The organism is Rhizobacter sp. OV335, from assembly GCF_900142965.1.
GTDB lineage: Bacteria > Pseudomonadota > Gammaproteobacteria > Burkholderiales > Burkholderiaceae_C > Rhizobacter.
This window is the reverse complement of record NZ_FRCQ01000007.1, coordinates 17,037-43,475: the sequence shown is the minus strand read 5'-3', so window position 1 is coordinate 43,475 and position 26,439 is coordinate 17,037. Positions and strand designations below refer to the sequence as shown.

Genomic DNA, 26,439 nt, shown 5'->3' with positions numbered 1-26,439 from the left:
GCTGTCAGCGGGCGCGCTCTTGCGTGCCTCTCGGCTACAGGCTGACGCGTCCCTCGATCGAATCGTCCAGCGTCTTGCCGATGGCCGCGCCGATCAGGATCTTCAGTCCGGCGACGGCGTCGCCATGCTTGTTGTCCCAGTAGTAGCCATCGGTCGGTGCGAACTCGATGACGGTGATGCGCGGGTCATCGACGCCGCCGGTGAACCAGGTCTTGATCGGTGCGGCCCACAGTTCCTGGATCTTCGCCTTGTCGGTCGAGACCGTGGCGCGGCCCCGCAACTGCAGGAAGTCGGAATGCTTCGACGCCTGGAAGTACAGCGTGACCTGCGGGTCGGCCGCGATCTCGGCATTCTTGTGGCTGTCGCTCGCGCTGAGAAACCACAGGTGGCCGCGCTCGTCGGCCTGCTGCACGCTCATCGGCCGCGCGGCGACCGCGTCGCCGATGCGGCTGGCGGTGCAGAAGAAGCACGACGCGTTCTTGTCGACCACCGCCCGGATGCGGGCGATGGCGTCTGCGGCGCGCAGGTCCTGGCGGTTCTGCTCGGTTTGTTGCTGGTTGATGGAGTCCATGGGGCGGCATGTTCCCGTGCCGTCCGCGCGATGTCAGCCGGGGCGCATGCCGTGTCGATGTAAGCCGCGTCCGACCGGGCAACCCCACGGCGACACGGCGAAAACGCCCCATGCGATGATCCACGCAGGAGGTGCGGCCTCGCGCCTCGTGACCATGAGAGGCCCCCGATGGAAACCTTGGACGACATGCGGCGCCGGCACCTGCTGACGATCGAGCAACATGCCGAGATCGGCGCCTGGGTTGCCAGCGCCAAGTCACCCGAAGCCATCATGGCGATGCCGCCGCACCTGTGGCGCGCACTGTCGCTGGCCAGCGTGCTGATGAACGTGGATGCGGAGCTGACGCAGGCGCCGATGCTGGGCGACGGCTGACGGCCCTGCACTGGCGTGCGCCAGTGCGGAACTATGCGGACTGAAACTCCGAGTTCAGCGCCTGGAGCAAGTTCACCATGCATTGACGGGCGCTCTTGTCGTCTCTCACCAGAGCGCGCTCCAACCGCCACATATGAGTCGACAACTCTGCGCCCCAGAATGACTTGAACCGCTCGCGTTGGCACAGCGCGAGCAGGGCCTTCTCGTCCTTCTCCATCCAGGCTCCACCGGAGATCAAACGATCAAGGAGAACACGAAACTTCTGCAATTCAGCGGGAGAACCTGCTCCACGCGGCAGCATCGATTTCACCGCGCTCCATGCAGCGAAACGACCGGAGCGTCCGGCATCCGTGGTGTTGAGCTTCTGCAATTTGAGGAACTCGGACTGCTGCTGCAGCGTGAAGCGGGTCTGGAAATCACCACTCGCCACGATCGAGTTCACGTGTGCGCGCATCGTCCTCCAGTCGATCTGCTGCCGACCGTTGACCGTCTGGGTGCCGTCGCGCAGGCGAGCGAGGTCCATGCACGCGGCCTGAAAGGAGACGGTCGGCTTGCGCTTTGGCGCAGCCGAGGGGGCTGAAACCTGCCGCCGCGGCGGCGCCGGTGGCCGGCCTGTCGGCGCCTGGTTGCCAGCGTGCTGCCGCCTTGCCTTGAGGACGCGACACACCGCCGTCCATGCGTCGTATCGCGCCTGCCCCGGCTGACCCAACAGAGGCTGCAAGGCATTGATGCTGTTGCTCAGCTCCGGCGCAAACTGAGCGAATTCTTCGGGACGGGCCTTGAGTGCGTTCACGAGGCGCTGGGCGAGCTGCCAGTCCTCAGGCTGGACTTCGGGCGTGGTCGCTCCACCCGTCGCGTTGGCACGCTGGTCGTCGTAGTACGCCTGCATGAGCCCAAGTGTTTTCAGGGGGTCGTCGAAACCCCGCGAGGACGGACCACCGGCGAATGGAGGCACCTTGAACAGGGGCGACTTGGGTCCAACGGGCCCGTGTGTTGCCACCGTGCTGCCAGCGCGTTGGCGCTGCTGAGAGAAGGTCCGCGGTTGAGTGGTGCTGACTCGATTCGTCGAAGGATCTGTCAGCGATCGCTGGATCGTGCCAACGCGTGGGCTGCGGCTCTGGAAGGAGATGGAAGAACCCATGATGGCCTTTGTGGTTGAAGTGACACCCCAGGCGCCACCTCAGCCTCACAAGCGCCGAGCCCTCACCCGAGTAACGCCCGGTATGTCACGCCAGCCACCGCATCGTTCCACGCGCGGTACATTTTTCCGCCCAGGGTCTAGAACGTCCCCGGGTAGGACCCGCCGTCCAGCAGGATGTTCTGCCCCGTCAGGTACCCCGCCTGCACACTGCACAGGAACGCGCAGAACGCGCCGAACTCGTCGGGCGTGCCGAAGCGCTGGGCCGGGATCGCCTTGCGGCGCACGTCCCAGGCCGCATCGGCGTCCTGCCCGGCCTTCTGCGCACCGGCACGCACCGTGGTGCGCAGACGGTCGGTGTCGAACGCACCCGGCAGCAGGCCGTTGATCGTCACGTTCTTCGCCGCCAGGTTGCTGCGTGCCAGGCCGGCGACGAAGCCGGTCAGCCCGCTGCGCGCGCCGTTCGACAGCCCCAGCACGCCGATCGGCGCCTTCACCGCGCCCGAGGTGATGTTGACCACGCGCCCGTAGCCGCGCGCTGCCATCGCATCGACCGTCGCCTTGATCAGCTCGATCGGCGTCAGCATGTTCGCGTCGAGCGCCTTGATCCAGGCCTCGCGGTCCCACTCGCGGAAATCCCCCGGCGGCGGCCCGCCGGCGTTGTTGACCAGGATGTCGACCTGCGGGCACGCGGCCAGCGCGGCCTCGCGGCCGGCCTGTGTCGTGATGTCGCCGGCCACGGTGCGCACCTCGCCGCGCTTCAGTGCCCGCAGTTCGGCGGCCGTGGCCTCCAGCGCCTCGGCGCCGCGCGCGGTGATCACCACGTTGACGCCCTCGCGCACCAGCGCCTGCGCGCAGCCCTTGCCCAGGCCCTTGCTGGCGGCACACACCAGCGCCCACTTGCCTTCGATTCCGAGATCCATCTGAGAGTCCTTTCGACGCCGTGTGGCGAATCGTCGGGATTCTCGGCGAACTCGCTATTTCAGCGCTTCGACACGGTCGTAGAGCTCCTTGCTCCACGGCGCATCAGGCGCCGTCACCGCCTTCTGCACCGCCTGCATGAACGGCTTGCGGTCGACCTTGACGATCGTGCGGCCGGCCTTCTCGAAATCAGCCACCATGCGATTCTCTGATTCGAGGATGTCGTTGCTCGTGCGCGTGGAGGCCTCCCACAGCACCTGCTCGAACAGCTTGCGGTCGTCGGCCGGCAGCTTGCCCCAGACCGATCCGGACACGATGGTCAGCAGCGACTCGGTGATGTGCCCGGTCAGCATCGTGTACTTCTGCACCTCGTAGAACTTCTTGGCCTCGATGGTCGGCAGCGGGTTCTCCTGCGCATCGACCGTGCCGTTCTGCAGCGCAAGGTACACCTCGGCAAAGGCGATCGGCGTCGGGTTTGCGCCGACCGCGCGCGGGAACATCATGTACAGCGGCGCATCGGGCACGCGCAGCTTCATGCCCTTCATGTCCTCCGGCTTCAGCACCTGCTTGTTGGCCGTCAGGTGGCGCTGGCCGTAGTAGGTGTAGCCGACGATGTGGTTGCCGCCGCTCTTGCCCTCGTAGCCGGCCGCCAGCTCCTTGAAGATCGCGCTGTCGCGAAAGCTCTGCCAGTGCGCATGGTCGCGGAAGATGAACGGCCCCGACGCGATCGACAGCGGCGGATAGGCCCGCCCGGCAAACGCCATCCCGGTGTAGATGATGTCCACCGTGCCCAGCGTCAGCCCCTGGTTGATGTCGGTCTCCTTGCCGAGCGTCGAGGCCGGGAACACGTCGATCAGGTACTTGCCGTTGCTGCGCTTCTTGATCTCTTCAGCCGCCCACAGCGCCTGCTTGTGGTACGGCTCGCTGGTCTCGTAGACATGGGCCCATTTGAGCTTGGTCTGCGCGAGGCCGGCGCTGCTGCACAGCGCCAGCACGGCCACGCATGCGAACTGCTTCAGGACGGTGGGCAACTTCATCATCGTCTCCTCATGGCTTGTTCAGGTTCAGCTTCGGGATCAACACCTTGAAGGTCTCGTGGTCGCGCGCGATCACGGTCTTGAACGACGCCGCATCGGCATACGCGTAGCCGAGGTTCAGCTTGTCCATCGCCTCGTGCAGGCTCGGTTCGGCGGCGGTCTTCTGCGTCGCGGCGCGCAGCACGTCGACGACGTCCTGCGGCGTGCCCTTGGCCACGCCCAGCCCGCGCCAGGTGCCGATGCTCAGGTCGACGCCGCGCTCCTTCAGCGTCGGCACCTTCTCGAAGCCCTTCACGCGCTGGTCGGCCATCACCGCCAGCGTCTTCAGTTTGCCGGCCTGCACATAGGTCGAGACCTCCGCCGGGCTGACCGACACCGCGTCGATCTGCGAGCCCATCAGCGCCAGCACCGCCGGCCCCGCACCCTGGTAGGGCACGTGCAGGAACTTCGCGCCGGTGCGGTCTTCGAGCGCCGCCGCGGCCAGGTGCCAGATCGAGCCGACGCCCGAGTTGCCGACCTTCAGGTCGCCCTTCTTCGCGGCGGCGATGAACTCCTCGTAAGTGTTCCACGGTGCATCGGCGCGCACCGTGATCGCGGCCGGGTCGGCATTGAGCTGCGCGATCGGGATGAAATCCTCGTGCGTGAACTTAGCCAGGCCCAGGTGCGGCAGCGTCGCGATCTCGACCGTCATCACCGCGATCGTGTAGCCGTCGGGCTTGCTGTTGATCACGTAGCCCCAGCCGATGGCGCCGCTGGCACCCGGCTTGTTGCTGACGTACATCGAGGCCGGCAGGTGCTTGCGCGAGGCCTCGGCGAAAGCGCGCGCGAGCGCATCGGTGCCACCGCCCGGTTGGTAGGGCACCAGCAGCTCGATCGGGCGCGTGGGGTAGTCGGCGGCCCGGGCGTTGGAAGCGGTGAAGGCCGAGAAACCGGCCAGGGGCAGCAGGCAGGCGGCGGCCAACAGCAGGGCATGCCGCGCAGCGTCGAAGCGAATCATCGTCGTTGTCTCCGTTCAGTCGTCGTTGTCGTAGGGGTCGTCAGATCACGGGAAAAATTCAGGACAGCAGGCGTGGCAGCCACAGCGAGATCGCCGGCACGAAGGTCACCAGCGCCAGCGAGCCGAGCAGCGGCACCAGCCACGGCAGGATCGCCATCGTCGTGCGCTCGACCGACAGCTTGGCCACGCGCGCCAGCACGAACAGCACCAGGCCCATCGGCGGGTGCAGCAGGCCGATCATCAGGTTCAGCACCATCACCAGCCCGAAGTGCACCGGATCGATCCCCAGGTGCTGCACGATCGGCAGCAGGATCGGCACGAGGATCGTGATCGCTGCGGTCGGCTCCAGGAAGCAGCCGACGAACAGCATCAGCGCGTTCGCCAGCAGCAGGAACTGCCACGGCTCGGTCGCGAAGGTCAGCACCCATTGCGCGATCAGCTCGGTGGTGCGCGTGGCGGTGAGCATCCAGCCGAAGATCGACGCGGCCGCGACGATGAACAGCACCGTCGACGAGGTCTCCACCGTGTCCATGCACGCCTTGACCAGCGTCTTCAGGCTCAGCGTGCGGTACCACACCAGGCCGAGGAACAGCGCCCACACGCAGGCGGCGATCGCGCCTTCGGTGGCGGTGAACAGCCCGCTCGTCATGCCGCCGATCAGCAGCACCGGCGTCATGATCGGCAGCACCGCATCGAAGCGGAAGAAGCGGTCGGCCGCCAGCAGCGCCGCCAGCGCCAGCGCGGTCGCCAGCTGCATGTTGACGCCGGTTCTTGAAAGCGCCCACAGCACGAACGGGAACGCCACCACCACCGCCAGCTCGGCCAGCGCCTTCGCGATGCGGCGCCATTCGGGCTGCGTGTCGCGGCCCCAGCCGTTGCGGCGCGCGAACCAGGCCACCGTCAGCATCATCAGCAGCGCCATCACCGCGCCGGGCACGATGCCGGCGAGGAACAGCTGGCCGACCGAGACGTTGGCGAACATCGCGTAGATCACGAACGGCAGCGACGGCGGGATGATCGGCCCGAGCGTCGCCGACGCAGCCGTCACGCCGACCGCGAACTCGGTGCTGTAGCCGTGGTCCTTCATCGCCTTGATCTCGATGGTGCCCAGGCCGGCGGCATCGGCAATCGCGGTGCCGCTCATGCCGGCGAAGATCACCGAGCCGACGATGTTCACGTGCGCAAGCCCGCCGCGCAGCCAGCCCACCAGCGCGAGCGAGAAGTTGTAGATGCGCGTCGTGATGCCGGCCACGTTCATCAGGTTGCCGGCCAGGATGAAGAACGGCACCGCGAGCAGCGGAAAGCTGTCGATGCCGCCGACCATCCGGTGGATCACGACGAAGGGCGGCGTGTTGCCGCTCAGCAGCACGAACAGCAGCACCGCCGCGGCCATCGCGATCGCGACCGGCACGCCCGCGCCCATGAACACGAGGAAGACGAGCTTGAAGACGGCGGTCATGGGGTCGGTGCCTCATCCGCCAGTTCGGGCTTCTCGAGCACCGACGCGCCACGCCGCCAGTTGGCGCGCGCCACGCCGACCGCGCGCCAGGTCATCGCCGCGAAGCCCAGCAGCACCGCGCCATACACCAGCCCCATCGGCAGGTCGACGACTGCCATGCGGCTCGCGCCGATGCGGCCGATCAGTTGCCAGGTCAGCACCGCGCAGGCGCCGAGGAAGCCGATGCGGGTCACGTCGACCACGGTCGCCACCACGCGCATCGGCATGGCGGGCAGCACGCGGTACAGGTAGTCGACCTGGATGTGGTTGTTCTTGCGCACGCCGATCGTGGCACCGATGAAGACGATGGCCACCAGGAAGTAGCGCGCGATCTCCTCGGTCCACGAGGCCGAGTCGTTCAGCGCGTAGCGGGTGAAGAACTGGTAGAAGACCGTCGCGCCGAGCAGCGCGAACAGCACGAAGGCCAGCCAGTCTTCAGGGCGGTAGGCACGCAGGTCGACCTCGGCATCGTGCACCTCGAAGTGCGCGGCTTCGGCGGCCACGCTGGGCGGGTGGTCGGTGGCGGGCGGGCCGGGCGGGACCTCGGGTTCGTCGATTGCTGCGGGCTGCATCGGCTCAGTCTCCAGGCTTCCATCCCGAGGCGAAGCGCACCTCGGCGTTCTTCATGTGCTTGCGCATCGCTTCGCGCGCGGCGCGCGGGTCGCGCCCAGCCACCGCCTGCAGCAGCTCGCCGTGCTCCTCGACGGCCTGCTTCCACACCGCCTCGCCGGAGAAGTGCGATTCCATCTGCGTGTACAGCGGGCCGGTGCGCGCCTCCCACAGCTGCTGCACCACCATCAGCAGCGCGCTGTTGCCGCTGGCCTCGGCCAGGCACAAGTGGAAGCGCTCGTCGGCCGCCACCGCCTCGGGCGCGTGCGTCGCGTGGCGCTGCATGTCGGTCAGCGCGCTCTTCAGGCGCTGCAGCTGCTCGGGCGTCGCATGGGTCGCGGCCAGCGCGGCCGCTTCGGATTCGATGATCCAGCGCGCGCGGATCAGGTCGAACGGGCCGGGGGGCGTCGCCTCGGCGCGGTGCGACGCGCCGACGGGCTTGCGCGCGCTGACGAACACGCCGGCCCCGCCGCGCACCTCGACCAGGCCTTCGACCTCGAGCGCGATCAGCGCCTCGCGCACCGACGGGCGGCTGACGCCGAGCTGCTCCGACAGGTCGCGCTCCGACGGCAGCCGCGCGCCGACACGGAACTCGCCCTTGTCGATGAGGCGGCTCAGCTGGTCGGCAATCTGCCGGTACAGCCGGCGGCTCTCGATGGTCTGGATGGGCATGGCAGCCGGGGCGCCTGGAATTGGTCAGGCCAGTTGATCTTCCGGGAGCCGCACCGTCGATCCAAGAGGGGTTGGCCCTGACAGGGAACTCCCTGACGCCAGTGGGTTGCCAATTGGCCTGACCACTTGTCCAATTCGCCGACCAGAACAATGAAGGAGACGAGATGACACCGAGATCGATGCTCGCGGCCGCCGCGTGCGCGCTGGCCGGCGTGGGTGCCGCGCAGGCCGAGGATGCGCTGGACCTGAAGCTGCGCAACGGATGGGCCGTCGCGGCGCAGCAGGAGGGCGCGGTCGCGCAACGCAGCAACAAGACCTCGTACCCGAAAGTCACCACCAGCGACGCGGCGCAGGCCTGGACCTATGCCGGCTCCGGTGAATGGACCAGCGGCTTCTTCCCCGCCGACCTGTGGTTGCTGCACGGCCAGTTCGCGGCCGACGGCTGGAGCACGCAGGCGCAGACTTGGCAGAACGGCATGGAGGGCCAGGACACCAACACCGGCACGCACGACGTCGGCTTCATGGTGTTCACGCCGTTCGGCAACGCGTACCGGCTGACCGGTGTCGACAGCTACCGGCAGGTGGCGCTGACCGCGGCGAACTCGCTGACGCAGCGCTACAACGGCACCGTGGGCGCGGTGCGCTCGTGGGGCTCGACCGGCGACAACGCGAACTTCCAGGTGATCATGGACAACATGATGAACCTGGAGCTGCTGTTCTGGGCCAGCCAGCACGGCGGCTCGACGGCGCTCTACAACCAGGCGCGCAGCCATGCGTTGAAGACGCGCGACAACCACGTGCGCGCCGACGGCAGCAGCTACCACCTCGTCACCTACGACCCGGTGACCGGCGCGGTGAAGTCGCGCACCACGGTGCAGGGCTACAGCGACAGCTCCACCTGGGCGCGTGGCCAGGCCTGGGGCATCTACGGCTTCACGATGACCTACCGTTTCACCGGCGAGACCACCTTCCGCGACACCGCGCGCAAGATGGCCGACTGGTACCTCGCGCACCTGCCGTCGGATTCGATTCCGTACTGGGACTTCAACGACCCGGCGATCCCCAATGCGCCGCGCGACACCTCGGCCGCGGCGATCGCGGCGGCCGGGCTGATCGAGCTGTCATTGCTGGAGACCGACAGCACGCGGGCGACGACCTACCGCAACGCGGCACGCACGGCGCTGAGCGCGCTGCTGTCGGCGCCGTGGTTCGCGACGCTGGGCTCGCCGTCGAACAGCCAGGCGCTGCTGCTGCAGAGCGCCTACAACCACCACGCCGGCAACACGCTCTACAACCAGGGCACGGCCTGGGGCGACTACTACCTGCTGGAGGCGATGCAGCGCTGGCGGCGTGTCGACCCCGGCCTCGCGACGCTGCCGGTGGCGGCGGTCAGCGCGACCAGCGCGCAGGCGGGCAACCCGGCCGCCAACGCGATCGACAGCAACCTGGCGACACGCTGGAGCGCCGAAGGGGACGGCCAGGCGATCACGCTGGACCTCGGCTCGAGCCGTGCGATCCAGAAGGTCGGCGTGGCCTTCTACCTGGGTGACCAGCGCACCGCGCGCTTCGACATCGCGACCTCGCCCGACGGCAACGGGTGGACGACGCGCTGGCGCGGCATCTCGAGCGGGCAGACGACGGCGAAGGAGTTCTACGACATCACCGACGTGACGGCCCGCTACGTGCGCATCACCGGGCACGGCAGCACGGCGAGCCAGTGGAACAGCATCACCGAGCTCACCGTGCACTGAGCCCGGTTCGACGGTGATCAGCGGCGCCGCGTCTTCGCGGCCGGCGCCTCGGCCTCGCCGCCCTGCAGCCCCTCGGCCATGCCGATCAGCACCCCGCTGACCAGCGCCGAGTAGCTGTCGAGCAGCGCCTGGGCCGTCTTCAGGCCGAGCGCACGGCTGTCGCGGATCGCCGACTGCGTCTGCGACACCAGCTGCTCGACCGCGCTGGAGGCCTGCGCGCCGGTGTCGGTGCCCTTCAGCTTCATCGTCTCGAGCACCTGGCTCCACGCACCCTGCAGCGGCTCGGTGGCCGAGCCGGCGGCCTTGCTGACGGTCGAGAAGAAGGTGTCCTCCATCTTCTCCAGGTCGGCCAGCGCGCCCTTCAGCTGCTTTTCCTGCAGGCCCACGCCCTGGTCGACGAACTGCTGCAGCGCCTTGCGGTGCGCCTCGACCGCCTGCAGCAGCGCGCCGTCCATGCCGGCGAAGGCCTTGCCGAGCAGCGCCTCGGGGTCGATCGCCGGCGACGGGTTCTCGGCCAGCCCGGTGGACGCGGCCTTGGTGACCGTCTTCACGACGCCGCGGATGTTCTGCAGCGTCAGCTCGCGCCCCTGCAGCGCCTTCAACGTCGCCTCGCCGACCGCCTTGCGAAGCGCCTCGCCCTGGCGGGCGCTGGCCTGCGAGAACATGGCGATCAGTGCGTCCTGGTCGATCCCTGACTTGCTCATTCGCTTCTCCTGGTGATGGATGCTCGGTTTTGTGGCCAGCCGGCGGAATCCGGCGCCCCGCAAGGGTATCCAACTGTTTTCGAGAAGGAAACCTCGCCAGCCCTGATAATGTCGGACCCGCGCGGCCGCGGGCCCTCTATGGGGCCTGCGATCCGCGCCCTTTCCCTCCGGGTGCGCGACCCGCGCCCGCAACCCCCTGATCCATGGCCAAAGACCAAGTCAAGAACTCGATCGATGCCGAAGGCCTGCGTTATCGCACCAAGGCCCCCGGCTCTCCGTTTGCGTCTGCCGGCGTGTTCAGCGCCGCGACGATGTCGTGCTTCCTGTGCGGCAAGCACCGCGCGCGCACTTCGCTGAAGTCACGCAAGCTGCTGGGCAAGACCCAGTTCGTCTGCGCGCCGTCCTGCAAGGAAGCGGACGAAGCCTAGCCTGGATCGGCCCGCTGGCTGTCAGACAGTCAGCGGGCCTTCGCGAGCAGCCAGATCCCCGCCAGCACCAGCACGGTACCGGCGGCGACCCATCCGGTGAACGGCTCGCCGAGGATCACGACGCCCATCAGGATCGTGGACAGCGGCCCGACCATCCCGGTCTGCGCCGCGACCGTCGCGCCGACGCGCTCGATGGCCATCATCACCATCAGCACCGGCGCGAAAGTGCACAGCGTCGCGTTCAGCACCGACAGCCAGATCACCTCGGGCGCCACCAGCGCCGCCGACATCGGCCGCAGCACCACGAACTGCCCGATGCACAGCACGCAGGCCACCGTGGTCGCGAGACCCGTGAGCCGCAGCGCACCGAGGCGCTTGACCTCTTCGCCGCTGAACGCCAGGTAGAGCGCATAGCTCACCGCACTGCCGAACACCAGCACCGCGCCGAGCGCGACATGCGAGCCCACCAGCTGGATCTCGTGCCCGAACACCAGCAGCACGCCGGCATAGCTGACGCCGAGCGCCATCAGCTGGCGGCGGTTCACCGTCTTGTGGAACAGCACGACGCCGAGGAACAGCACCAGCGTCGGGTTCAGGTAGAGGATCAGCCGCTCGAGGCTCGCGCTGATGTACTGCAGCCCGGCGAAGTCGAGAAAGCTCGCGAGGTAGTAGCCGCTGAAGCCCAGGCCGAGCACCACCATCCAGTCGCGGCGCGTCAGCGCCGGCTTGCCACGCCCCGCCCACCACGACAGCAGCAGGAACAGCGGCAGCGCGAACAGCATGCGGTACATGATCAGCGTCACCGCATCGACGTCGTGCCGGTAGGCCAGCTTGACGATGATGGCCTTGCCCGAGAAGGCGATGGCACCGAGGGTCGCCAGCAGCAGGCCGGGCCAGTGGCGTTGAGGGGTGGTGGCCGTGGGTACCGCGCTGGTGCTGCTCATCCGTCCGATTCTACGGAGCAGGGTGAGCGAGGCGTGCCTACAACTTGAATGAGCCCACCGCGCGCGACAGCATCGTCGCCTGGTCCTTCAGGCTTTGCGTCGCCGCGGTCGACTCCTCGACCAGCGCCGCGTTCTGCTGCGTCATGTGGTCGAGCTGGGCGATCGCCTGGTTCACCTGGCCGATGCCGTCGCTCTGCTCGCCGGCTGCGGTGCTGATCTCGCCGATGATGTCCGTCACGCGGCGCACCGAGCTGACGATCTCGCGCATCGTCGTGCCGGCCTCTTCGACCAGCCGCGTGCCCGATTCGACCTTGCCGACGCTGTCGCCGATCAGGCTCTTGATCTCACGCGCGGCCTGCGCCGAGCGCTGCGCCAGGCTGCGCACCTCGCCCGCCACCACCGCGAAGCCGCGGCCTTGCTCGCCGGCACGTGCGGCTTCGACCGCCGCGTTCAGCGCCAGGATGTTGGTCTGGAACGCGATGCCGTCGATCACGCCGATGATGTCGGCGATCTTCTTTGACGAACCGGCGATGGCTTGCATCGTCTGCACCACGTCGGCCACCACCTCGCCGCCGCGCGAGGCCACGCCCGAGGCCGACAGCGCCAGCTGGTTCGCCTGCTTCGCCGCATCGGCGCTCTGGCGCACGGTGGCCGTCAGCTGCTCGACGCTCGACGCCGTCTGCTGCAGGTTCGATGCCGTCTGCTCGGTGCGCGACGACAGGTCGAGGTTGCCGGCCGCGATCTCGGTGCTGGCCGTCGTGATGGATTCGCTGACGTGCTGCACGCTCGCCACCAGCTCGGCCAGCTTGCCCTGCATCGCGCCCAGGTCGGACACCAGCGCCTGCACCTCGTCACGGGAGTCGGTCGCCACCGGTGCCACGCTCAGGTCGCCGGCGGCCACCCGCTCGGCCATCCGCGAGGCGCCCGCCAGCGGCACCACGATCGAGCGCGACAGCGCCCAGGCGCAGCCCAGGCTCACCAGCACGCCCGCCGCAATGCCGATCGACAGCATCGTGATGCCTTCGCGCTCGCTGCGCCCGGCCGCGGCGCGCGCCTCCTCGACGCGCTGCGCCTGGTACGCCGCGAGGTCATCGACCGCCTTCGCATAGGCGTCGGCCGCCGGGCGCAGCTTGCCGGCGATGTCGTCGCCGGCCACCTTCTCTCCGGCCGCCTTGCGCTTCACCAGGCCGTCGCGCACGCCGCGGAATTTGCCGCCGGCCTCGTCGATGACGGCGAACAGCTCCTTCGTTCGCTCGTTGTCGACGAGGTCTTCCAGCGCCTTGCGAACCCCTTCGGAGCGCGCCGAGGTCAGCTTGCGGTCGGCGTTGATGCGCGCGGCAAATTCAGCATCATCGATCTGCAGCAGCGTCTCGGCCCGGGCCGAGCTGAGCACGACGATCGAATGCAGCTCGCGGGCGAGCAGCGCGCGCTGCGACGACGCACCGCCCAGGTCGTTGGCGATGTCCTGCAGCCGGTCGAGGCGCCAGATGCCGATACCGGCGGCCAGCGAGGTCACCAGCATCACCAGGCCGAAAGCCAGCGCCAGCCGCGGGGCCAGGCGCATGCGCGAGAAGAAGGAAGTCATGGAAAAAGTCCTCGGAACTGCAGGGACGGGGATGCCGCCGTCGGCAATTCACCGACAACGGCAACGCAATGTCCGGCTATCGGACGGGCAGCGAAGAACTTAAGGGTTTTCCCTTGGAAACCGGCGCGGCTTGCGGTGCTGCAACAATGCCGAGCGCGCGAAACAAGCCTTTGCGCATGCACCCATGCCGCCTCTGCAACTCACGCTCCCCGTTCTGAGCGCCATCCTGGCTGTCCTGCAAGTGCCGGCCCACGGCGCGACCCGGCAGGACCTCGTGACGGCCCAATGCGCGGCCGGCACGACCGACATCGATACCGACAACCACGACCGGACCGATCGCCTGCTCTCCGAGTCGAACCGGCAAATCAATGAGGTTGCCCGCATCACCCAGCTCTGGAAGGAATTCCTGGCGACGTTGGGAACGGGGGTCGTTGAAGATGTTCTGGCCAAGATTGCCATCTCGCAGCGTGAATCATTTCGCAAGGTGTATGCCGATGGCGGCATGACGCCCAGCACGCCATCCACCTTGCCCGGCATGGTCACCAGATTCGCAGTCACGGAGGTGTCCGCCACGTCGGCTCAAGCGATGGTCCTGATCCGGGAGAATGGCGTCGAGCAAGCTTACTTTGTCATTTTCGCCACGGACGTTGACGGCGTGTGGCGGCTGTTTTCAATGTAGATTCGCGCCGCGCCGCAGAGGGCGCATCACAATTGTGCATGGTGCTCGCGAGCGCGGGTGCCGTGGTGATCAATGACATCGGGCTGGCCTTGTGCGCCCACATGATCTCGAACGCGTGGCGGCACCACTGGAGAGGACAGTGGCTGACCTGGTCGGCAGTGCGCACCGGCGACGCCGAGCGTCTCGCGCGGAGTGCGGCTCGGCTGGGCCTGCCGACGGTGGCCACACCTGCAGAGACGCCACCGCTCGCCGTGTCGCCAGACGCAACCGATCGTGAGCCTCGTTAACCGAGCACGACAATTCTCCCGGCGCCCTCCGTCATCTCCCCACATTCGCTGCAAGGTCCTTGACTAGCGTCCACCCGCTGGTCACACAACGCGCACGCAGGGGCGGCGCACCAGCGTTCAAAGCGGGGTGCCACGATGTCGAGGATTCATCTTCTGTTCGCAGGCTGGTTGTTGTCGGCCTCACTGCTGTCCCCAACGCTGTCCCACGCCGAGCTGCGCCCGCAGCCGGAGTCCGACCTGCAGGCCGTCGAGGCGATGCTGCATCGACCCGATGTCGAGCTCGACCTCGGCGACGTCAAGATCGCGATCGACAAGCGGGTCGAGCCGCGCATCGACGTGGACGCCACGCGGCGCCGGCTCGCCGGCATCGCGGCCGACGTGCTGGAGATGCTGCCGCCCGCACCCACCCGCCATGAGCGCTTCGAGGCCTTGCATGCCTACCTCTACCGCGCCGGCGACTGGAACGGCAACCGCCCCTGGCTGCGCGCCGCCGAGGACCCGGCCTGCCAGGACATCGCGAACAAGCTGCTGGCCACCCACCTGGTGACGCGGCGCGGCAACTGCGTGTCGATGGCGATGCTGGTCACGATCGTCGGCCAGCGGCTCGGCCTGGACATCAGCCTCGCGACCGCGCCGCAGCAACTGAGCGTCGTCTACCGCGACGAGGCCGGCACCCTTCGCATCCTCGATCCGACCTCGGGCGAGCTGAAGCCCGACACCACCCGGCCACGCGGCACACCGCCCGCCTCTGCGCTGCGCGTGCTTACCCGGCGCGAGTCCGCCGTGCTCGCTGCGCAAGTGCTGGTCGACCATCTGGCCCGCCTTCCCGGCCAGGAGACGCACCGTGCCGCCATGGCAGAGCTGCTGCGCGTCAACGATCCGCGGCACGTCGCGATGCAGCCCTCCACCTCGCCCGCCCAGGTCGCCCAGCGCGAGCGCTCGCGCTGAACGACACCTGCGACGCCCGCACCCTCAGCGCCGGCTCGCGATCCAGCGGTCGATCTGCGCATCGAGCACCGACAGCGGCAATCCGCCCTCGGCCAGCACCGCGTCATGGAAGGCCGGCATGCTGAAGCGATCGCCCAGTGCCTGCTTCGCCCGTTCGCGCAGTTCCTGGATCTTCAGCGAGCCGATCTTGTAGCCCAGGGCCTGGGCCGGCCAGGCCATGTAGCGCTCGATCTGGTTGCGCGCCTGCTCGGGCGACGCGCCGACGTTGGCCTGCCAGTACGCCATCGCCTGCTCGCGGCTCCAGCCCTTCGCATGCAGGCCGGTGTCGACCACCAGGCGCGCGGCACGCGCGATCTCCAGCCGCAGCTCGCCGACCCATGCGGCCGGATCGTCGTACAGCCCCATCTCGCGGCCCAGCGTCTCGGCATACAGCCCCCAGCCTTCGCCGAACGCATTGATCCAGACCCGCTTGCGGAACTCGAGCAGCGTCAGCTCCTGCAGCAGGCCCATCTGGAAATGGTGCCCCGGCTGGCCCTCGTGCAGGAACAGCGCCGTCATCGTCGTCTTGTCGTAGGCAGCAGGGTCGTGGATCACCGCCCAGAAGATGCCGGGCCGCGAGCCGTCCTCCGCCGGCAGCGAGTAGTGGTCGGAGGCCGAGTCCTTCGTCAGCTCGGGCTCGGGGCGGATCTCCAGCGGCGCCTTCGGCACCCGCCCGAACAGCTGCGGCAGGCTGGCCTTCACGCGCTCGTTGATGCCGCGGTAGGCCTGCAGGATCTCGGCCTCGCTGCGGTAAGGCAGAAACGTCGGGTTGGTGCGCACCCAGCCGAGCAGGCCTTTCGGATCGCCGTCGTAGCCGAGCTGCGGCGCCACCTTCGCGAGCTCGCCCTGGATGCGCGCCACCTCGGCCAACCCCATCGCGTGGATCTCGTCCGGCCCCAGCTCGGTGGTGGTCTGGTCGCGCACCCACTGGCGGTACCAGGCCGGGCCGTTCGGCAGCGCGCCCCAGCCGTCGGTGCTGCGGGCCGCGGCCAGGTAGTCGCCCTCGGCGAACGCGGTCAGCTTGCGCATCGCGGGCGCCACACGGTGCGTCACGACGTCGCGGTACGCGGCCGTCAGCCGGCGGCGATCCGCTTCGCCGAACGAGGCCGGCAGGTTGCGGATCGGCGCGTAGAAGGCATTCTTGTCGAGCGACGCATCACCGAGCGGCCGCAGCGGGCCGAGCATCGCCACCACCACCGCCTTCGGCTGCACGATGCCGCGGCGCATGCCTTCGCGCATGTTGGCGATGGCCTGGTCGACCCAGGCCGGCAGGCGCGCGATGCGCTTCAGGTAGGCGTCGTACTGCGCGACGGTCTTCAGCGGCTGCTCGCCCTGGCCGCTGCCGAAGGTCGCCAGCAGCACCGGGATCGAGTCGAGCTGCTGCAGCGGCAGCAGGTGATCGTCGAAGGCCTCGAAGCCGATGCGGGTGCGCAGTTCGCGCGCCAGCAGGTCGTGCGTCAGCTGGTCGGCAGGCGACAGCTGCGCGCGATCGATCGCCGCCAGCCGCCGCTCGATGCGGTGGTACATCGCGAAGCGCTGCTTGCGCTCGCGCGGCGCGATGCTCAGCGGGAGCTGGTCGTCGAAGCGGTTGTCGCCGGCCAGCGTCGCGGTGTAGACCGGATCGAGCCGGGCCTGCTCGTCGTAGTACTGACTGGCGAGTGTCGCGAGCGCTGCCCCTGGCGTGGCGTCGCGGGCGGAGGCCGGTGCGGCGTCGACGGGGGGCTGGAACAGGGCCAGCACGCCGCTCAGGGCGGCGACCCACAAGGTTCGGTTCAGGATCATGGCGGAGCGTCCTTGCAACGGAGGTGGTGCGCACGAAGGTGCATGGCAAGCGCGGCAGGTTACGCCCACGGCCTGCACGAAACTGTCAGGAGTGTTCGGTCGCGTGTCAGGAGTCCAGCCTTCGCATGCCGCCCTGCCCCCGGCCGCCACGCGACTGTCGTATCGTCCGCCAATGGACTCCCACCTCGACAACGTCTTCTGGCACGCGCTCAGCGGCCCGCAACAGCACTTCTCCGTCGGCTCGGCACGCGCGCGGCGCTACGCGCCCGGCCTCTCGCCGATCTTCGCCTTCAGCGACCTGGAGCGGCCCGACTTCGACGGCCTCTCACCCCACTGCGACCTCGGCGAGCACCTCTACGTTGCCGACTGGCGCGGCCCGGTGCCACGCGACTGGCAGCTGGTCGTCGAGGCGGCGATACACCGCATGGTCTGGCGCGGCGACGCGCCGCCGGACGACCTGCTGCCGGAAGCCATTCGGCTCGACCCCGAGCACGCGGCGCAGGCGATGGAACTGGCGACGCTGACCCGCCCCGGGCCGTTCGGCCTGCGCACCATCGAGCTCGGCGAGTACTTCGGCTGCTTCGACGACGACCGGTTGGTCGCGATGGCCGGCGAGCGCTCCAACGCCGGCAGCTTCCGCGAGATCAGCGGCGTGTGCACGCACCCGGAGTTCCAGGGGCGGGGCCTCGCGCGCAAGCTGATGAACAAGCTCATTCGACGCCAGGTGATGTGCGGCGAGACGCCCTTCCTGCACGTGATGTGCAGCAACGAGGCGGCCCATGCGCTCTACCTGCGCATGGGCTTCCGCGATCACCTCGATCCGGTGACGGTGCGGGTGCTGTCGAGGCTGTAGGCGATGGCCGGCCGCATGGAATCCATGCGGTCGAGCACGCGCGCCCAGGCGGTGATGCGGCGCGCGTCGCGTGCCGGCGCGCCGCGCTCCAGGCCGTGCCAGATGCCGGCTTCATTGAAGCTGATCAGCACGCGCAGGTCGGGCCGCCGCGACAGCGGATGCACCGCATCGACCAGGTTGTCGAGGATCAGCGGATCGCCGTCCGCCTCGCCGGGCGGCAACCAGGCCAGCACCATGTGGCGCTGCCGGTGCCCGTCCGGCGCGCCGGCCTGCGTCTCGACGTACGCGATGCGCAGTTGCGCGGCGGGCAGCCCGGCGGCGACCAGGCTGAAGTACTTCGCCACCGCGTAGTCGACGCAGTCGCCGCTGCCACGCTCGCGAACCTCGCCGGGCGCGGCCCAGGGCGCGGCCGGATCGCTGCGCCGAGGCTCGCCGTCGTACACGATGCGATGGTTGACGGACACGTTGAGCGATGCGAGCAACATGGGTTCATCGGTCGGCTCGGCCGCCGCCGACGGCGACGCGGCGACTGTGAGCAATCCGCACAGCAGTGCGGCAAGAAAGCGAATGGATGTCATTGGGGCGAGACGATGCCGCCGCAATGAGGACGTCCGATGCAGAGATGCCAGACAGATTGCCCCACGTCGTGGGCAAGCAGTGCCAGACGCGATCGATCCCACGGTAAGGGCCCCACGTCGATACCCGAATGAACGGGCGAGACGCGATCTTGCGCCGATCCGCGGCGGCAGGGGATCCTCAACAGTGAGGATCTGCCGCGCGGACCCCGCGACGCTCAGGCGAGCTTGGCCGCCAGCACGTCCACCGGGTCGATCTGCGGCGGCTGGCTGAGCAGTTCCGGCGCCTTCGCCATCAAGGCCTGCGCGATCGCGCCGCCCAGGTGGGCCTGGCGTCCGGCCTCGTCGGCGAACGCATCGAAGATGCCGAAGCTCGAGGGCCCCAGCTTCAGCGCGAACCACACCGTCGTCTGCTGCTCCTGGTTCGCGAGCGCGAGGGCGCTGACGAGCAGGTCCTGCACCGCGGCCTCCTTGCCGGGCTTGGCTTCGAGTCGTGCGAGCAATGCCTTGTGGACCGTCATGACGTTCTCCTGGAAGTGATGGATCAACCCGGATCGGGTGAAGCGGAGTGTGAGCCGGCGGCGCCTGCGGACCTATTGGCAGAATCGACATTCATGCTACCGTTCCTGCCATCATGAGAATCGACATCCTGGCACTGGACGGTGTGTTCGACACCGGGCTGGCAGCGCTGCTCGACGTGTTCGGCACCGCCAACGAGCTGATGCCCGACCAGGCGCCGCTGGTGGTGAGGCCGGTCGGCGTGCGGCGGCGCGTCTTCACCCATCACGGCCTGCGCGTGCCGGTGCAGCCGGCGCACGAAGGCCCGCCGCCCGACGTGCTGGTGGCGCCGGCGCTGGGCAGCAAGACCCCCGAGGCACTGGGTGCCGCGCTGCAGCGTGCCGACGTGCGCGATGCGATCGAGCTGCTGGGCGAGCGCGGCGCGGGCGGCAGCCGGCTGGCCGCGGCCTGCACCGGCACCTTCATGCTGGCGGCCTCCGGCGCGCTCGACGGCCACCAGGCGACCACCACCTGGTGGCTGGCGCCGTTCTTCCGGCAGCGCTACCCGCGGGTCGAACTCGACGAATCGCGCATGCTGGTGCCATCGGGCAGCCTGGTGACCGCCGGTGCCGCGGTGGCCCACCTGGATCTCGCGCTGTGGCTGCTGCGCCAGCTGAGCCCGGCCTCGGCCGGCATCGTCGCCCGCTACCTGATGATCGACGGGCGGCCGTCGCAGGCGGCGTACGCGATCAGCGACCACCTCGCGCATGCCGATCCGCTGATCGAGCGCTACGAGGCCTGGGCGCGCTCGCACCTGGCGCAGGGTTTTTCGCTGCCGGATGCGGCGCGGGCCATCGGCAGCAGCGAACGCACGCTGGCGCGGCGGCTGCAGCGGGTGCTGGGCAAGACGCCGCTGTCGTACTTCCAGGATTTGCGCGTCGAGTTCGCGGTGCATCGGCTGCAAACGAGCCGCGACAGCGTCGATGCGATCGCGGCCGAGGTCGGCTATGCGGATGGCGTCACGCTGCGAACCTTGCTCAGGCGCCGGCTCGGCCAGGGCGTGCGCGAGATCCGCGGGCGCCAGGCGGGTGGGTCCTAGAACACCACCGCCTGCCCGTCCCTTCGCGCATCGCTCGCCGCCACATACCCTTCGCTGCCCGGATCCCCGAGCCGCCAGATGAACTGGCCGGCGCCAAAATCCTGGTACGAGTCGTTGATGACCTCCACGCGATGGCCGCGCTCCGTCAGGCCCTGCACCGTCGCCGGGTTCATCGCGCGCTCGACGTTGATCTCCAGCCCCTGGTTGAAGCGCCAGCGCGGCGCATCGCAGGCGGCCTGCGGGTGCTGGCGGTAGTCGAGCATGCGCACCAGCGTCTGCAGGTGGCCTTGCGGCTGCATGTTGGCGCCCATCACGCCGAAGCTCATCTGCGGCTGCCCATCGCGCGTGAGAAACGCCGGGATGATCGTGTGGAACGGCCGCTTGCCCGGCGCCACCTGGTTGGCGCTGCCGTCGGCCAGGCTGAAGCCGTGCCCGCGGTTCTGCATCGACAGACCGTACCCCGGCACCACCGCGCCCGAGCCGAAGCCCATGAAGTTGCTCTGGATGAAGCTGACCATCATGCCGCTCTCGTCGGCCGCGCTCAGGTAGATGGTGCCGCCCTTCACCGGGTTGCCGGCACCGAAATCCTGCGCGCGCTTCATGTCGATCAGCTTCGCGCGCGACGCGAGGTAGGCGTCGTCCAGCATCTGCCTGGCCGTCACTTCCATGCTGCCCGGCTCGGCGACGAAGCGGTACAGGTCGGCGAACGCCAGCTTCATCGCCTCGATCTGCAGGTGCTGCGAATCGACGTCGTCGACCGCCAGCCGCTCGATGTCGAAGTTCGACAGAATGCCCAGCGCGATCAGCGCCGCGATGCCCTGCCCGTTCGGCGGGATCTCGTGCAGCACGTGCTCGCGGTAGGCCTTGCCGATCGGGTCGACCCACTCCGGCTGGTAGGCCGCGAAGTCCTCGACGCGGATCGCGCCGCCATGGGCCTTCGCGTGGCGGGCGGCGGCCTCGGCGATCTCGCCGCCGTAGTAGGCGGCACCGCGCGTCTGCGCGATCAGGCGCAGCGTCTTCGCGGCGCCGGGCAAGCGGAACAGCTCGCCCAGGTTCGGCGCACGGCCGCGCGGCATGAAGGTCTCGGCGAAGCCCGGTTGCTGCTCCAGCACCGGCACGGCGGCCGACCACTTCTGCTGCACGACGGTGGGCACCGCGTAGCCGCGCTCGGCGATCTCGATCGCGGGCTCCAGCAGGTCGGCGAACGGCAGCTTGCCGAAGCGCTCGCTCAGCGCCACCCAGCCGGCCACGGCGCCGGGCACCGTGACGCTGTCCCAGCCGCGCACCGGCGGGGTCTTGGCGTCGCGGCCATATTTGCCGCGGAAGTAATCGGGCGTCCAGGCGGCCGGCGCACGCCCGCTCGCGTTCAGGCCGTGCAGCGCCTGGCCATCCCACAGGATGCAGAACGCGTCGGAGCCGAGCCCGTTGCTGACCGGCTCGACGATGGTCATCGCGGCCGCCGCGGCAATCGCCGCATCGACCGCGTTGCCGCCCTTCAGCAGCATGCGCAGGCCGGCCTGCGCGCCCAGCGGGTGCGAGGTCGAGACCACGTTGCGGCCGAACACCGGAAGGCGCTGGCTGGTGTAGCCCGCGCTCCAGTCGAAGTGATTCCCTGTCGTCATGTGCAGCGCCTTGAAAGTGATGCGCGGATGATGCCCGCCGCGCGCCAAAAGAAACAGGCCGCTCGAGGCGGCCTGTGTTTTGACTGGAAGCGCGCTATTCCTCCTGGAAGGCTTCCTGCCGCTTGCTCTTGATCGACGGCAACAGCACGATCACGATCATCAGCGCCGCGGCCGCCAGCAGGCCGGCCGACAACGGCCGCACGAAGAACGTGCCCCAGTCGCCGCGCGACAGCAGCAGCGCGCGCCGCAGGTTCTCTTCCATCATCGGCCCGAGGATGAAGCCCAGCAACAGCGGCGCCGGCTCGCAGCTCAGCTTGTAGAACAGGTAGCCGACCACCGCGAACGCCGCCGTCATGTAGACGTCGAAGGTGTTGTTGTTCAGCGTGTACACGCCGATGCAGCAGAACAGCGTGATCGCCGGGAACAGGAAGCGGTAGGGCACCGTCAACAGCTTGATCCAGATGCCGATCAGCGGCAGGTTCAGGATCACCAGCATCGCGTTGCCGACCCACATCGAGGCGATCAGGCCCCAGAACAGCTGCGGGTTGCTCGTCATGACCTGCGGGCCGGGCTGGATGCCCTTGATTGTCATCGCGCCCACCATCAGCGCCATCACCGCGTTCGGCGGGATGCCCAGCGTCAGCATCGGGATGAACGAGGTCTGCGCGCCGGCGTTGTTCGCCGATTCGGGACCCGCCACGCCGCGGATGTCGCCCTTGCCGAAGCGGCCGCTCGCGCCCGCCACCTTCTTCTCGACCGTGTACGCGGCGAACGAGGCCAGCAGCGCACCGCCGCCCGGCAGCACGCCCAGGATCGAACCCAGCGCGGTGCCGCGCAGCACCGCCGGCCAGGCGTCCTTGAAGTCCTGCTTGGTCGGCCACAGGCCCTTCACGCTCTTCGTGAACACCTCGCGGTGCTCGGCCGGCATGCCCAGGTTCGAGATGATCTCGCCGAAGCCGAACACGCCCATCGCGATCACGACGAAGCCGATGCCGTCGGTCAGCTCGGGGATGTCGAAGCTGTAGCGCGCGGTGCCCGAGATCACGTCGGTGTTGATCTGCGCGAGCAGCAGCCCGAGGATGATCATCGAGATCGCCTTGATCAGCGACCCCGAGGCCAGCACCACGGCGCCGATCAGGCCCAGCACCATCAGCGAGAAATACTCCTGCGGGCCGAACTTGAAGGCCAGCTCGGTCAGCGGCGGCGCGAAGGCCGCGATGATGACCGTGCCCACGCAGCCGGCGAAGAACGAGCCCAGGCCGGCGGCGGCCAGCGCCGCACCGGCGCGGCCCTGGCGGGCCATCTGGTAGCCGTCGATCGCGGTCACGACCGAGCTCGATTCGCCCGGCACGTTGATCAGGATCGCGGTGGTCGAGCCGCCGTACTGCGCGCCGTAGTAGATGCCGGCCAGCATGATCAGCGCCGGCGTCGCATCCAGCGAGTAGATCGACGGCAGCAGCATCGCGATGGTGGCCACCGGGCCGAGCCCGGGCAGCACGCCGATCAGCGTGCCCAGCACCGAACCGAAGAACGCATACATCAGGTTCTGCGCCGTGAAGGCGACGCTGAAGCCGAGTGCGAGATTACCCAACAAGTCCATGGTGTTTTCCTTCTCAGCCCACGAACCAGGGCCACATCGGGATGACCAGCTTCAGCCCGAGCACAAAGATCGCCCACGAACCCACGGTGAGCACGACGGCCGTCGCGAGGACGCCCTTCCACTTGAATTCATCGCCGGCGAGGCTGGTCATCAGGATCAGGATCGGCACCGTGATCACCAGGCCCAGGCGCGGCAGCGCGGCGCCGAACACCGCGATCGCCGCGACGATCACCAGCAGCGGTCGCCAGGCGATGGCGCCGATCGGGTCGCCGCCTTCGACCTCGATCGTCAGCGACTTGAACAGCACGAAGGCGCCCAGCAGCGCCATCAGCACGCTGAGGATCAGCGGGAAGTAGCCCGGGCCCGGCCGCGCCGAGGTCCCCATGCTGTAGTTGGTCGCGCCGACGGCGAAGACCACGCCGACAACGACAAACATCAAACCGGACCAGAAGTCCCGTTGGCTCTTGATCTTCACGGATAGCTCCTCGTGTTCTGCTTTGGCTCACGCTGTCTGTTACAGCTTGCGGCTGATTCTAGGCAGCGCACTCCAGGCCCCGTGTGTGGTTTACACGTAGCGCACTGTGTCCGCAGGTGTCGTCAGCGTGTCGTCAGCTCAGCGCGGTTTCAGGCTGTTGACGTCAGGCGTCCCAGGCCGGCGTCGAGCGCAGCACCTCGTCGACCGTGGTGACGCCCTCGGCCACCTTCATGACGCCGGCCAGCCGCAAGGGCCGCAGCCCCTCGGCCAGCGACAGCTGGCGCAGCTTCGACGCATCAGGCACCGGGTGGATCGCCGCTTGCGACGCATCGTTCAGCGTCAGCAGCTCGTACAGCCCGACGCGGCCGCGGAATCCCGTCATGCGGCATTCGAGGCAGCCGACCGGCTTGTAGGGCCGCGCCTTGCCGTTGATGCGCCACGGCTTGATCACTTCGTTCAGCGTCTCGGCCGTCACCGCGTCATCGGGCTGCTTGCAGCTCGGGCACAGCCCGCGCACCAGCCGCTGGGCGAGCACGCCGATCACGGTCGCGCCGATCAGGTAGGGCGGCACGCCCAGGTCGACCAGCCGCGTCACCGCCGACGCCGAGTCGTTGGTGTGCAGCGTGCTGAACACCAGGTGGCCGGTGAGCGCGGCCTGGATCGCCATCTCGGCGGTTTCCAGGTCGCGGATTTCGCCGACCATGATGATGTCGGGGTCCTGCCGCATCAGCGCCCGCACGCCTTCGGCGAAGCCGAGGTCGAGCGCCGGCTGCACCTGCGTCTGGTTGAAGGTGGGCTGGATCATCTCGATCGGGTCTTCGATCGAGCAGACGTTCACCTCGTCGGTGGCCAGCCGCTTCAGCGTGGAGTAGAGCGTGGTCGTCTTGCCCGAACCGGTCGGGCCGGTCACCAGGATGATGCCGTGCGCCCGCGCGGTGAGCCCTTCCCAGCGTTGCGCATCGTGGCTGCCGAAGCCGAGCGCGTCGAGCGACTTGACGGCGGTGTCCGGGTCGAAGATCCGCATCACCATCTTCTCGCCGAAGGCGGTGGGCAGCGTCGACAGCCGCATTTCCACCTCGTCGCCATTCGGGTTGCGCGTCTTGATGCGGCCGTCCAGCGGGCGGCGCTTCTCGATCACGTCCATGCGGCCGAGCAGCTTCACGCGCGCGATCATCGCGTTCATCACGCCGGGCGGCAGCTGGTAGACGGTGTGCATCACGCCGTCGATGCGGAAGCGGATCAGGCTCAGCTCGCGGCGCGGCTCGAGGTGGATGTCGCTCGCGCGCTGGTCGAAGGCGTACTGCCACAGCCAGTCGACCACCTGCACGACGCCCTGGTCGTTGGCATCGAGCTGCTTGTTGCTGCGCCCCAGTTCCACCAGCTGCTCGAAGCTCGCGGCCGCCGAGTTCTCGCCGTTCTTGGCCGCGGCGCGCACCGAGCGCGACAGCGTGTAGAACTCGGTCGTGTAGCGCGCCACCTCGACCGGGTTCACCAGCACCAGCCGCAGCACCTTGCGCGTGTGGGCCTCGATCTCGGGCGCCCAGGCGATGTCGAAGGGCTCGCTGGTCGCCACCGTCACGTCCTGGGCGCCGAACAGCAGCGGCAGCGCGCGGCGGCGCTCGGCATAGTTGATCGACATCACGTCGCCGACGCGACCCACGTCGACCTTCAGCGGGTCGATGCGCATGTACGGCATGCCGATGCGGACGGCCAGCCATTCGGTGAGCATCTCGGTGTCGAACGGCTTGCCGGCCGGGTTCGACAGGCCGGCGCTGCCCAGCCGCACCAGCGGGTGCTGCACGCTTTCGGCGGCGGCAAAGCGCTTCTCGGTGCGGTCATGGTCGTCGCGGTTGATCAGCCCGTCTTCGAGCAGCCAGTGCAGCAGGCGCCGCCACTCCAGGCGGCCTCGCGGGTGCGTGGCGGCGGCCTTGTCGCCCTTCGGGTGTTTCGTGGATGCCGCTGCGGTCATGGGGTCGCCCCGTTCGGGTTTCGGATCATCCGCAGCCACTTGCGCGCCGGCAAGTCGAAGCGGTCCTCGATGTTGTCGGCACGCGCGGCCAGCACTTCACGGGACGGAAGTCCCACCCCCTTCATGCCGACCACGACGGTGTTGCCCTCGCGCGTGGGCCGCATGCTCCACACCGAGGCCTCGCCGAAGGCGCCGGCGATGCGCGCCGCGCTCTGCTCGTAGCTCGCGTCGCGGCCGAACAGGTTGACGCTCATCACGCCGCCATCGGCCAGCACGCGGTGGCAGGCGCGGTAGAACGCGTCGTCGTCGAGCACCGGGCTGGCGGCCTCGTGGTCGTACAGGTCGACGCAGAGCACCTGCACGCTGCCCGCGTTCTTCGGATCAGCCACCCACAGGCCGGCATCCTGGTTCAGCACCTGCAGCCGGTCGTCGTCTGCCGGCAGCTTGAACCACAGCCGGCAGGCGGTGATGACGGTCGGGTTCAGCTCGACGGCCGTCGTCTTCATGCCCATGTGACGGGTGAAGCGCGTGATCGCCGCGGCCCCCAGGCCGAGCTGCACCGCATGGCCCTCGCCCAGCGCCTCGGGTTCGATCAGCAGCAGCCAGACCATCATGCGCTGCACGTAGTCGAGCTCGATCACGTTCGGTTTGCGCACGCGCATCGCGCCCTGCACCCAGGGCGTGCCGAGGTGCAGGTAGCGCACGCCGCCGGCCTCGGAGAGGGTTGCGGGGACGAGTTCGGGTTCGGATTTCGGGCGGGAAGGCATCGGGGGCAGCGGTTCGGGA

26 protein-coding genes are annotated in these 26,439 nt (G+C 68.7%); 7 read left to right on the top strand and 19 right to left on the bottom strand.

Features of this window, described 5'->3' with window-relative positions; translation table 11 throughout:
• Positions 1-34: 34 nt before the first annotated feature.
• A complete protein-coding gene (locus BUE42_RS09530) occupies positions 35-571 on the bottom strand; it encodes a pyridoxamine 5'-phosphate oxidase family protein (RefSeq protein ID WP_073464664.1) in 537 nt (178 codons plus the stop codon).
• Between the two features lie 168 nt (positions 572-739).
• Between BUE42_RS09530 and BUE42_RS09525 the strand changes: the two genes are divergently transcribed.
• The gene (locus BUE42_RS09525; protein WP_073464662.1) at positions 740-943 is read left to right on the top strand and encodes a hypothetical protein; all 204 of its coding nucleotides are present in this window, start codon (positions 740-742) and stop codon (positions 941-943) included.
• 31 nt (positions 944-974) lie between these two features.
• On the opposite strand, the gene BUE42_RS09520 is transcribed toward BUE42_RS09525, so the two are convergent.
• The 7 genes from BUE42_RS09520 to BUE42_RS09490 all read right to left on the bottom strand — a co-directional run bounded on the left by BUE42_RS09520 (position 975) and on the right by BUE42_RS09490 (position 7,815).
• The gene (locus tag BUE42_RS09520; protein ID WP_073464659.1) at positions 975-1,832 is read right to left on the bottom strand and encodes a hypothetical protein; all 858 of its coding nucleotides are present in this window, start codon (positions 1,830-1,832) and stop codon (positions 975-977) included.
• 389 nt (positions 1,833-2,221) lie between these two features.
• Positions 2,222-3,004, bottom strand: a complete 783-nt coding sequence (locus tag BUE42_RS09515) for an SDR family oxidoreductase (protein ID WP_073464656.1) — start codon at positions 3,002-3,004, stop codon at positions 2,222-2,224.
• Positions 3,005-3,058: 54 nt separating this feature from the next.
• A complete protein-coding gene (locus tag BUE42_RS09510) occupies positions 3,059-4,039 on the bottom strand; it encodes a sialic acid TRAP transporter substrate-binding protein SiaP (protein ID WP_073464977.1) in 981 nt (326 codons plus the stop codon).
• 10 nt (positions 4,040-4,049) lie between these two features.
• Positions 4,050-5,036: a tripartite tricarboxylate transporter substrate binding protein gene (locus tag BUE42_RS09505; RefSeq protein WP_073464654.1), complete on the bottom strand. Its 987-nt coding sequence runs from the start codon at positions 5,034-5,036 to the stop codon at positions 4,050-4,052.
• Between the two features lie 58 nt (positions 5,037-5,094).
• A complete protein-coding gene (locus BUE42_RS09500) occupies positions 5,095-6,495 on the bottom strand; it encodes a TRAP transporter large permease (protein WP_073464651.1) in 1,401 nt (466 codons plus the stop codon).
• Complete coding sequence (locus BUE42_RS09495; RefSeq protein ID WP_083614015.1) at positions 6,492-7,106, bottom strand: TRAP transporter small permease; 615 nt, start codon at positions 7,104-7,106, stop codon at positions 6,492-6,494. The genes BUE42_RS09500 and BUE42_RS09495 overlap by 4 nt, the downstream gene beginning before the upstream one ends.
• A gap of 4 nt (positions 7,107-7,110) precedes the next feature.
• Entirely contained in the window at positions 7,111-7,815 is a 705-nt protein-coding gene (locus BUE42_RS09490; protein WP_073464649.1) for a FadR/GntR family transcriptional regulator, read from the bottom strand.
• A 164-nt stretch (positions 7,816-7,979) separates the two neighbouring features.
• Here BUE42_RS09490 and BUE42_RS09485 point away from each other — a divergent pair, with 164 nt between their 5' ends.
• Entirely contained in the window at positions 7,980-9,566 is a 1,587-nt protein-coding gene (locus BUE42_RS09485) for a discoidin domain-containing protein (protein WP_083614014.1), read from the top strand.
• A gap of 17 nt (positions 9,567-9,583) precedes the next feature.
• On the opposite strand, the gene BUE42_RS09480 is transcribed toward BUE42_RS09485, so the two are convergent.
• Entirely contained in the window at positions 9,584-10,270 is a 687-nt protein-coding gene (locus BUE42_RS09480; protein WP_073464644.1) for a DUF6781 family protein, read from the bottom strand.
• A gap of 203 nt (positions 10,271-10,473) precedes the next feature.
• Here BUE42_RS09480 and BUE42_RS09475 point away from each other — a divergent pair, with 203 nt between their 5' ends.
• Positions 10,474-10,698: a hypothetical protein gene (locus tag BUE42_RS09475; RefSeq protein ID WP_047504444.1), complete on the top strand. Its 225-nt coding sequence runs from the start codon at positions 10,474-10,476 to the stop codon at positions 10,696-10,698.
• A 29-nt stretch (positions 10,699-10,727) separates the two neighbouring features.
• Here BUE42_RS09475 and BUE42_RS09470 read toward each other — a convergent pair whose 3' ends face one another.
• Positions 10,728-11,642 (bottom strand): DMT family transporter, encoded by a 915-nt coding sequence (locus BUE42_RS09470; RefSeq protein ID WP_073464642.1) that lies wholly within the window; start codon positions 11,640-11,642, stop codon positions 10,728-10,730.
• Between the two features lie 37 nt (positions 11,643-11,679).
• The gene (locus BUE42_RS09465; protein ID WP_073464640.1) at positions 11,680-13,227 is read right to left on the bottom strand and encodes a methyl-accepting chemotaxis protein; all 1,548 of its coding nucleotides are present in this window, start codon (positions 13,225-13,227) and stop codon (positions 11,680-11,682) included.
• A gap of 184 nt (positions 13,228-13,411) precedes the next feature.
• On the opposite strand from BUE42_RS09465, the gene BUE42_RS09460 reads away from it, so the two are divergent.
• Complete coding sequence (locus tag BUE42_RS09460; RefSeq protein WP_073464638.1) at positions 13,412-13,906, top strand: hypothetical protein; 495 nt, start codon at positions 13,412-13,414, stop codon at positions 13,904-13,906.
• Between the two features lie 422 nt (positions 13,907-14,328).
• Positions 14,329-15,141, top strand: coding sequence for a transglutaminase family protein (locus BUE42_RS09455; RefSeq protein WP_083614013.1), 813 nt, complete (start codon positions 14,329-14,331; stop codon positions 15,139-15,141).
• 24 nt (positions 15,142-15,165) lie between these two features.
• Here the strand turns inward: BUE42_RS09455 and BUE42_RS09450 are convergent, their stop codons facing one another.
• Complete coding sequence (locus BUE42_RS09450) at positions 15,166-16,962, bottom strand: DUF885 domain-containing protein (RefSeq protein WP_073464634.1); 1,797 nt, start codon at positions 16,960-16,962, stop codon at positions 15,166-15,168.
• Between the two features lie 172 nt (positions 16,963-17,134).
• Between BUE42_RS09450 and BUE42_RS09445 the strand changes: the two genes are divergently transcribed.
• Positions 17,135-17,815 carry a GNAT family N-acetyltransferase gene (locus BUE42_RS09445; RefSeq protein ID WP_073464632.1) on the top strand — a complete coding sequence of 227 codons (681 nt, stop codon included), beginning with the start codon at positions 17,135-17,137 and terminating at the stop codon, positions 17,813-17,815.
• Here BUE42_RS09445 and BUE42_RS09440 read toward each other — a convergent pair.
• Positions 17,773-18,300, bottom strand: a complete 528-nt coding sequence (locus tag BUE42_RS09440) for a transglutaminase-like cysteine peptidase (protein ID WP_159445389.1) — start codon at positions 18,298-18,300, stop codon at positions 17,773-17,775. The two genes, BUE42_RS09445 and BUE42_RS09440, sit on opposite strands and share 43 nt — an antisense overlap.
• 308 nt (positions 18,301-18,608) lie before the next feature.
• Positions 18,609-18,911 carry a putative quinol monooxygenase gene (locus BUE42_RS09435; protein ID WP_073464973.1) on the bottom strand — a complete coding sequence of 101 codons (303 nt, stop codon included), beginning with the start codon at positions 18,909-18,911 and terminating at the stop codon, positions 18,609-18,611.
• Positions 18,912-19,024: 113 nt separating this feature from the next.
• On the opposite strand from BUE42_RS09435, the gene BUE42_RS09430 reads away from it, so the two are divergent.
• Positions 19,025-19,987, top strand: a complete 963-nt coding sequence (locus BUE42_RS09430; RefSeq protein ID WP_073464627.1) for a GlxA family transcriptional regulator — start codon at positions 19,025-19,027, stop codon at positions 19,985-19,987.
• On the opposite strand, the gene BUE42_RS09425 is transcribed toward BUE42_RS09430, so the two are convergent.
• From BUE42_RS09425 to BUE42_RS09405, 5 genes are all read right to left on the bottom strand, one after another.
• On the bottom strand, positions 19,984-21,609 hold the full coding sequence (locus BUE42_RS09425; RefSeq protein ID WP_073464971.1) for a gamma-glutamyltransferase family protein: 1,626 nt from the start codon (positions 21,607-21,609) through the stop codon (positions 19,984-19,986). The two genes, BUE42_RS09430 and BUE42_RS09425, sit on opposite strands and share 4 nt — an antisense overlap.
• 94 nt (positions 21,610-21,703) lie before the next feature.
• Complete coding sequence (locus tag BUE42_RS09420; RefSeq protein ID WP_073464625.1) at positions 21,704-23,209, bottom strand: tripartite tricarboxylate transporter permease; 1,506 nt, start codon at positions 23,207-23,209, stop codon at positions 21,704-21,706.
• A gap of 13 nt (positions 23,210-23,222) precedes the next feature.
• Entirely contained in the window at positions 23,223-23,684 is a 462-nt protein-coding gene (locus BUE42_RS09415; protein WP_073464622.1) for a tripartite tricarboxylate transporter TctB family protein, read from the bottom strand.
• 163 nt (positions 23,685-23,847) lie between these two features.
• Positions 23,848-25,653: a GspE/PulE family protein gene (locus BUE42_RS09410; RefSeq protein WP_073464620.1), complete on the bottom strand. Its 1,806-nt coding sequence runs from the start codon at positions 25,651-25,653 to the stop codon at positions 23,848-23,850.
• Positions 25,650-26,420 carry a spermine/spermidine synthase domain-containing protein gene (locus tag BUE42_RS09405; protein WP_073464618.1) on the bottom strand — a complete coding sequence of 257 codons (771 nt, stop codon included), beginning with the start codon at positions 26,418-26,420 and terminating at the stop codon, positions 25,650-25,652. The genes BUE42_RS09410 and BUE42_RS09405 overlap by 4 nt, the downstream gene beginning before the upstream one ends.
• Between the last annotated feature and the right edge of the window lie 19 nt (positions 26,421-26,439).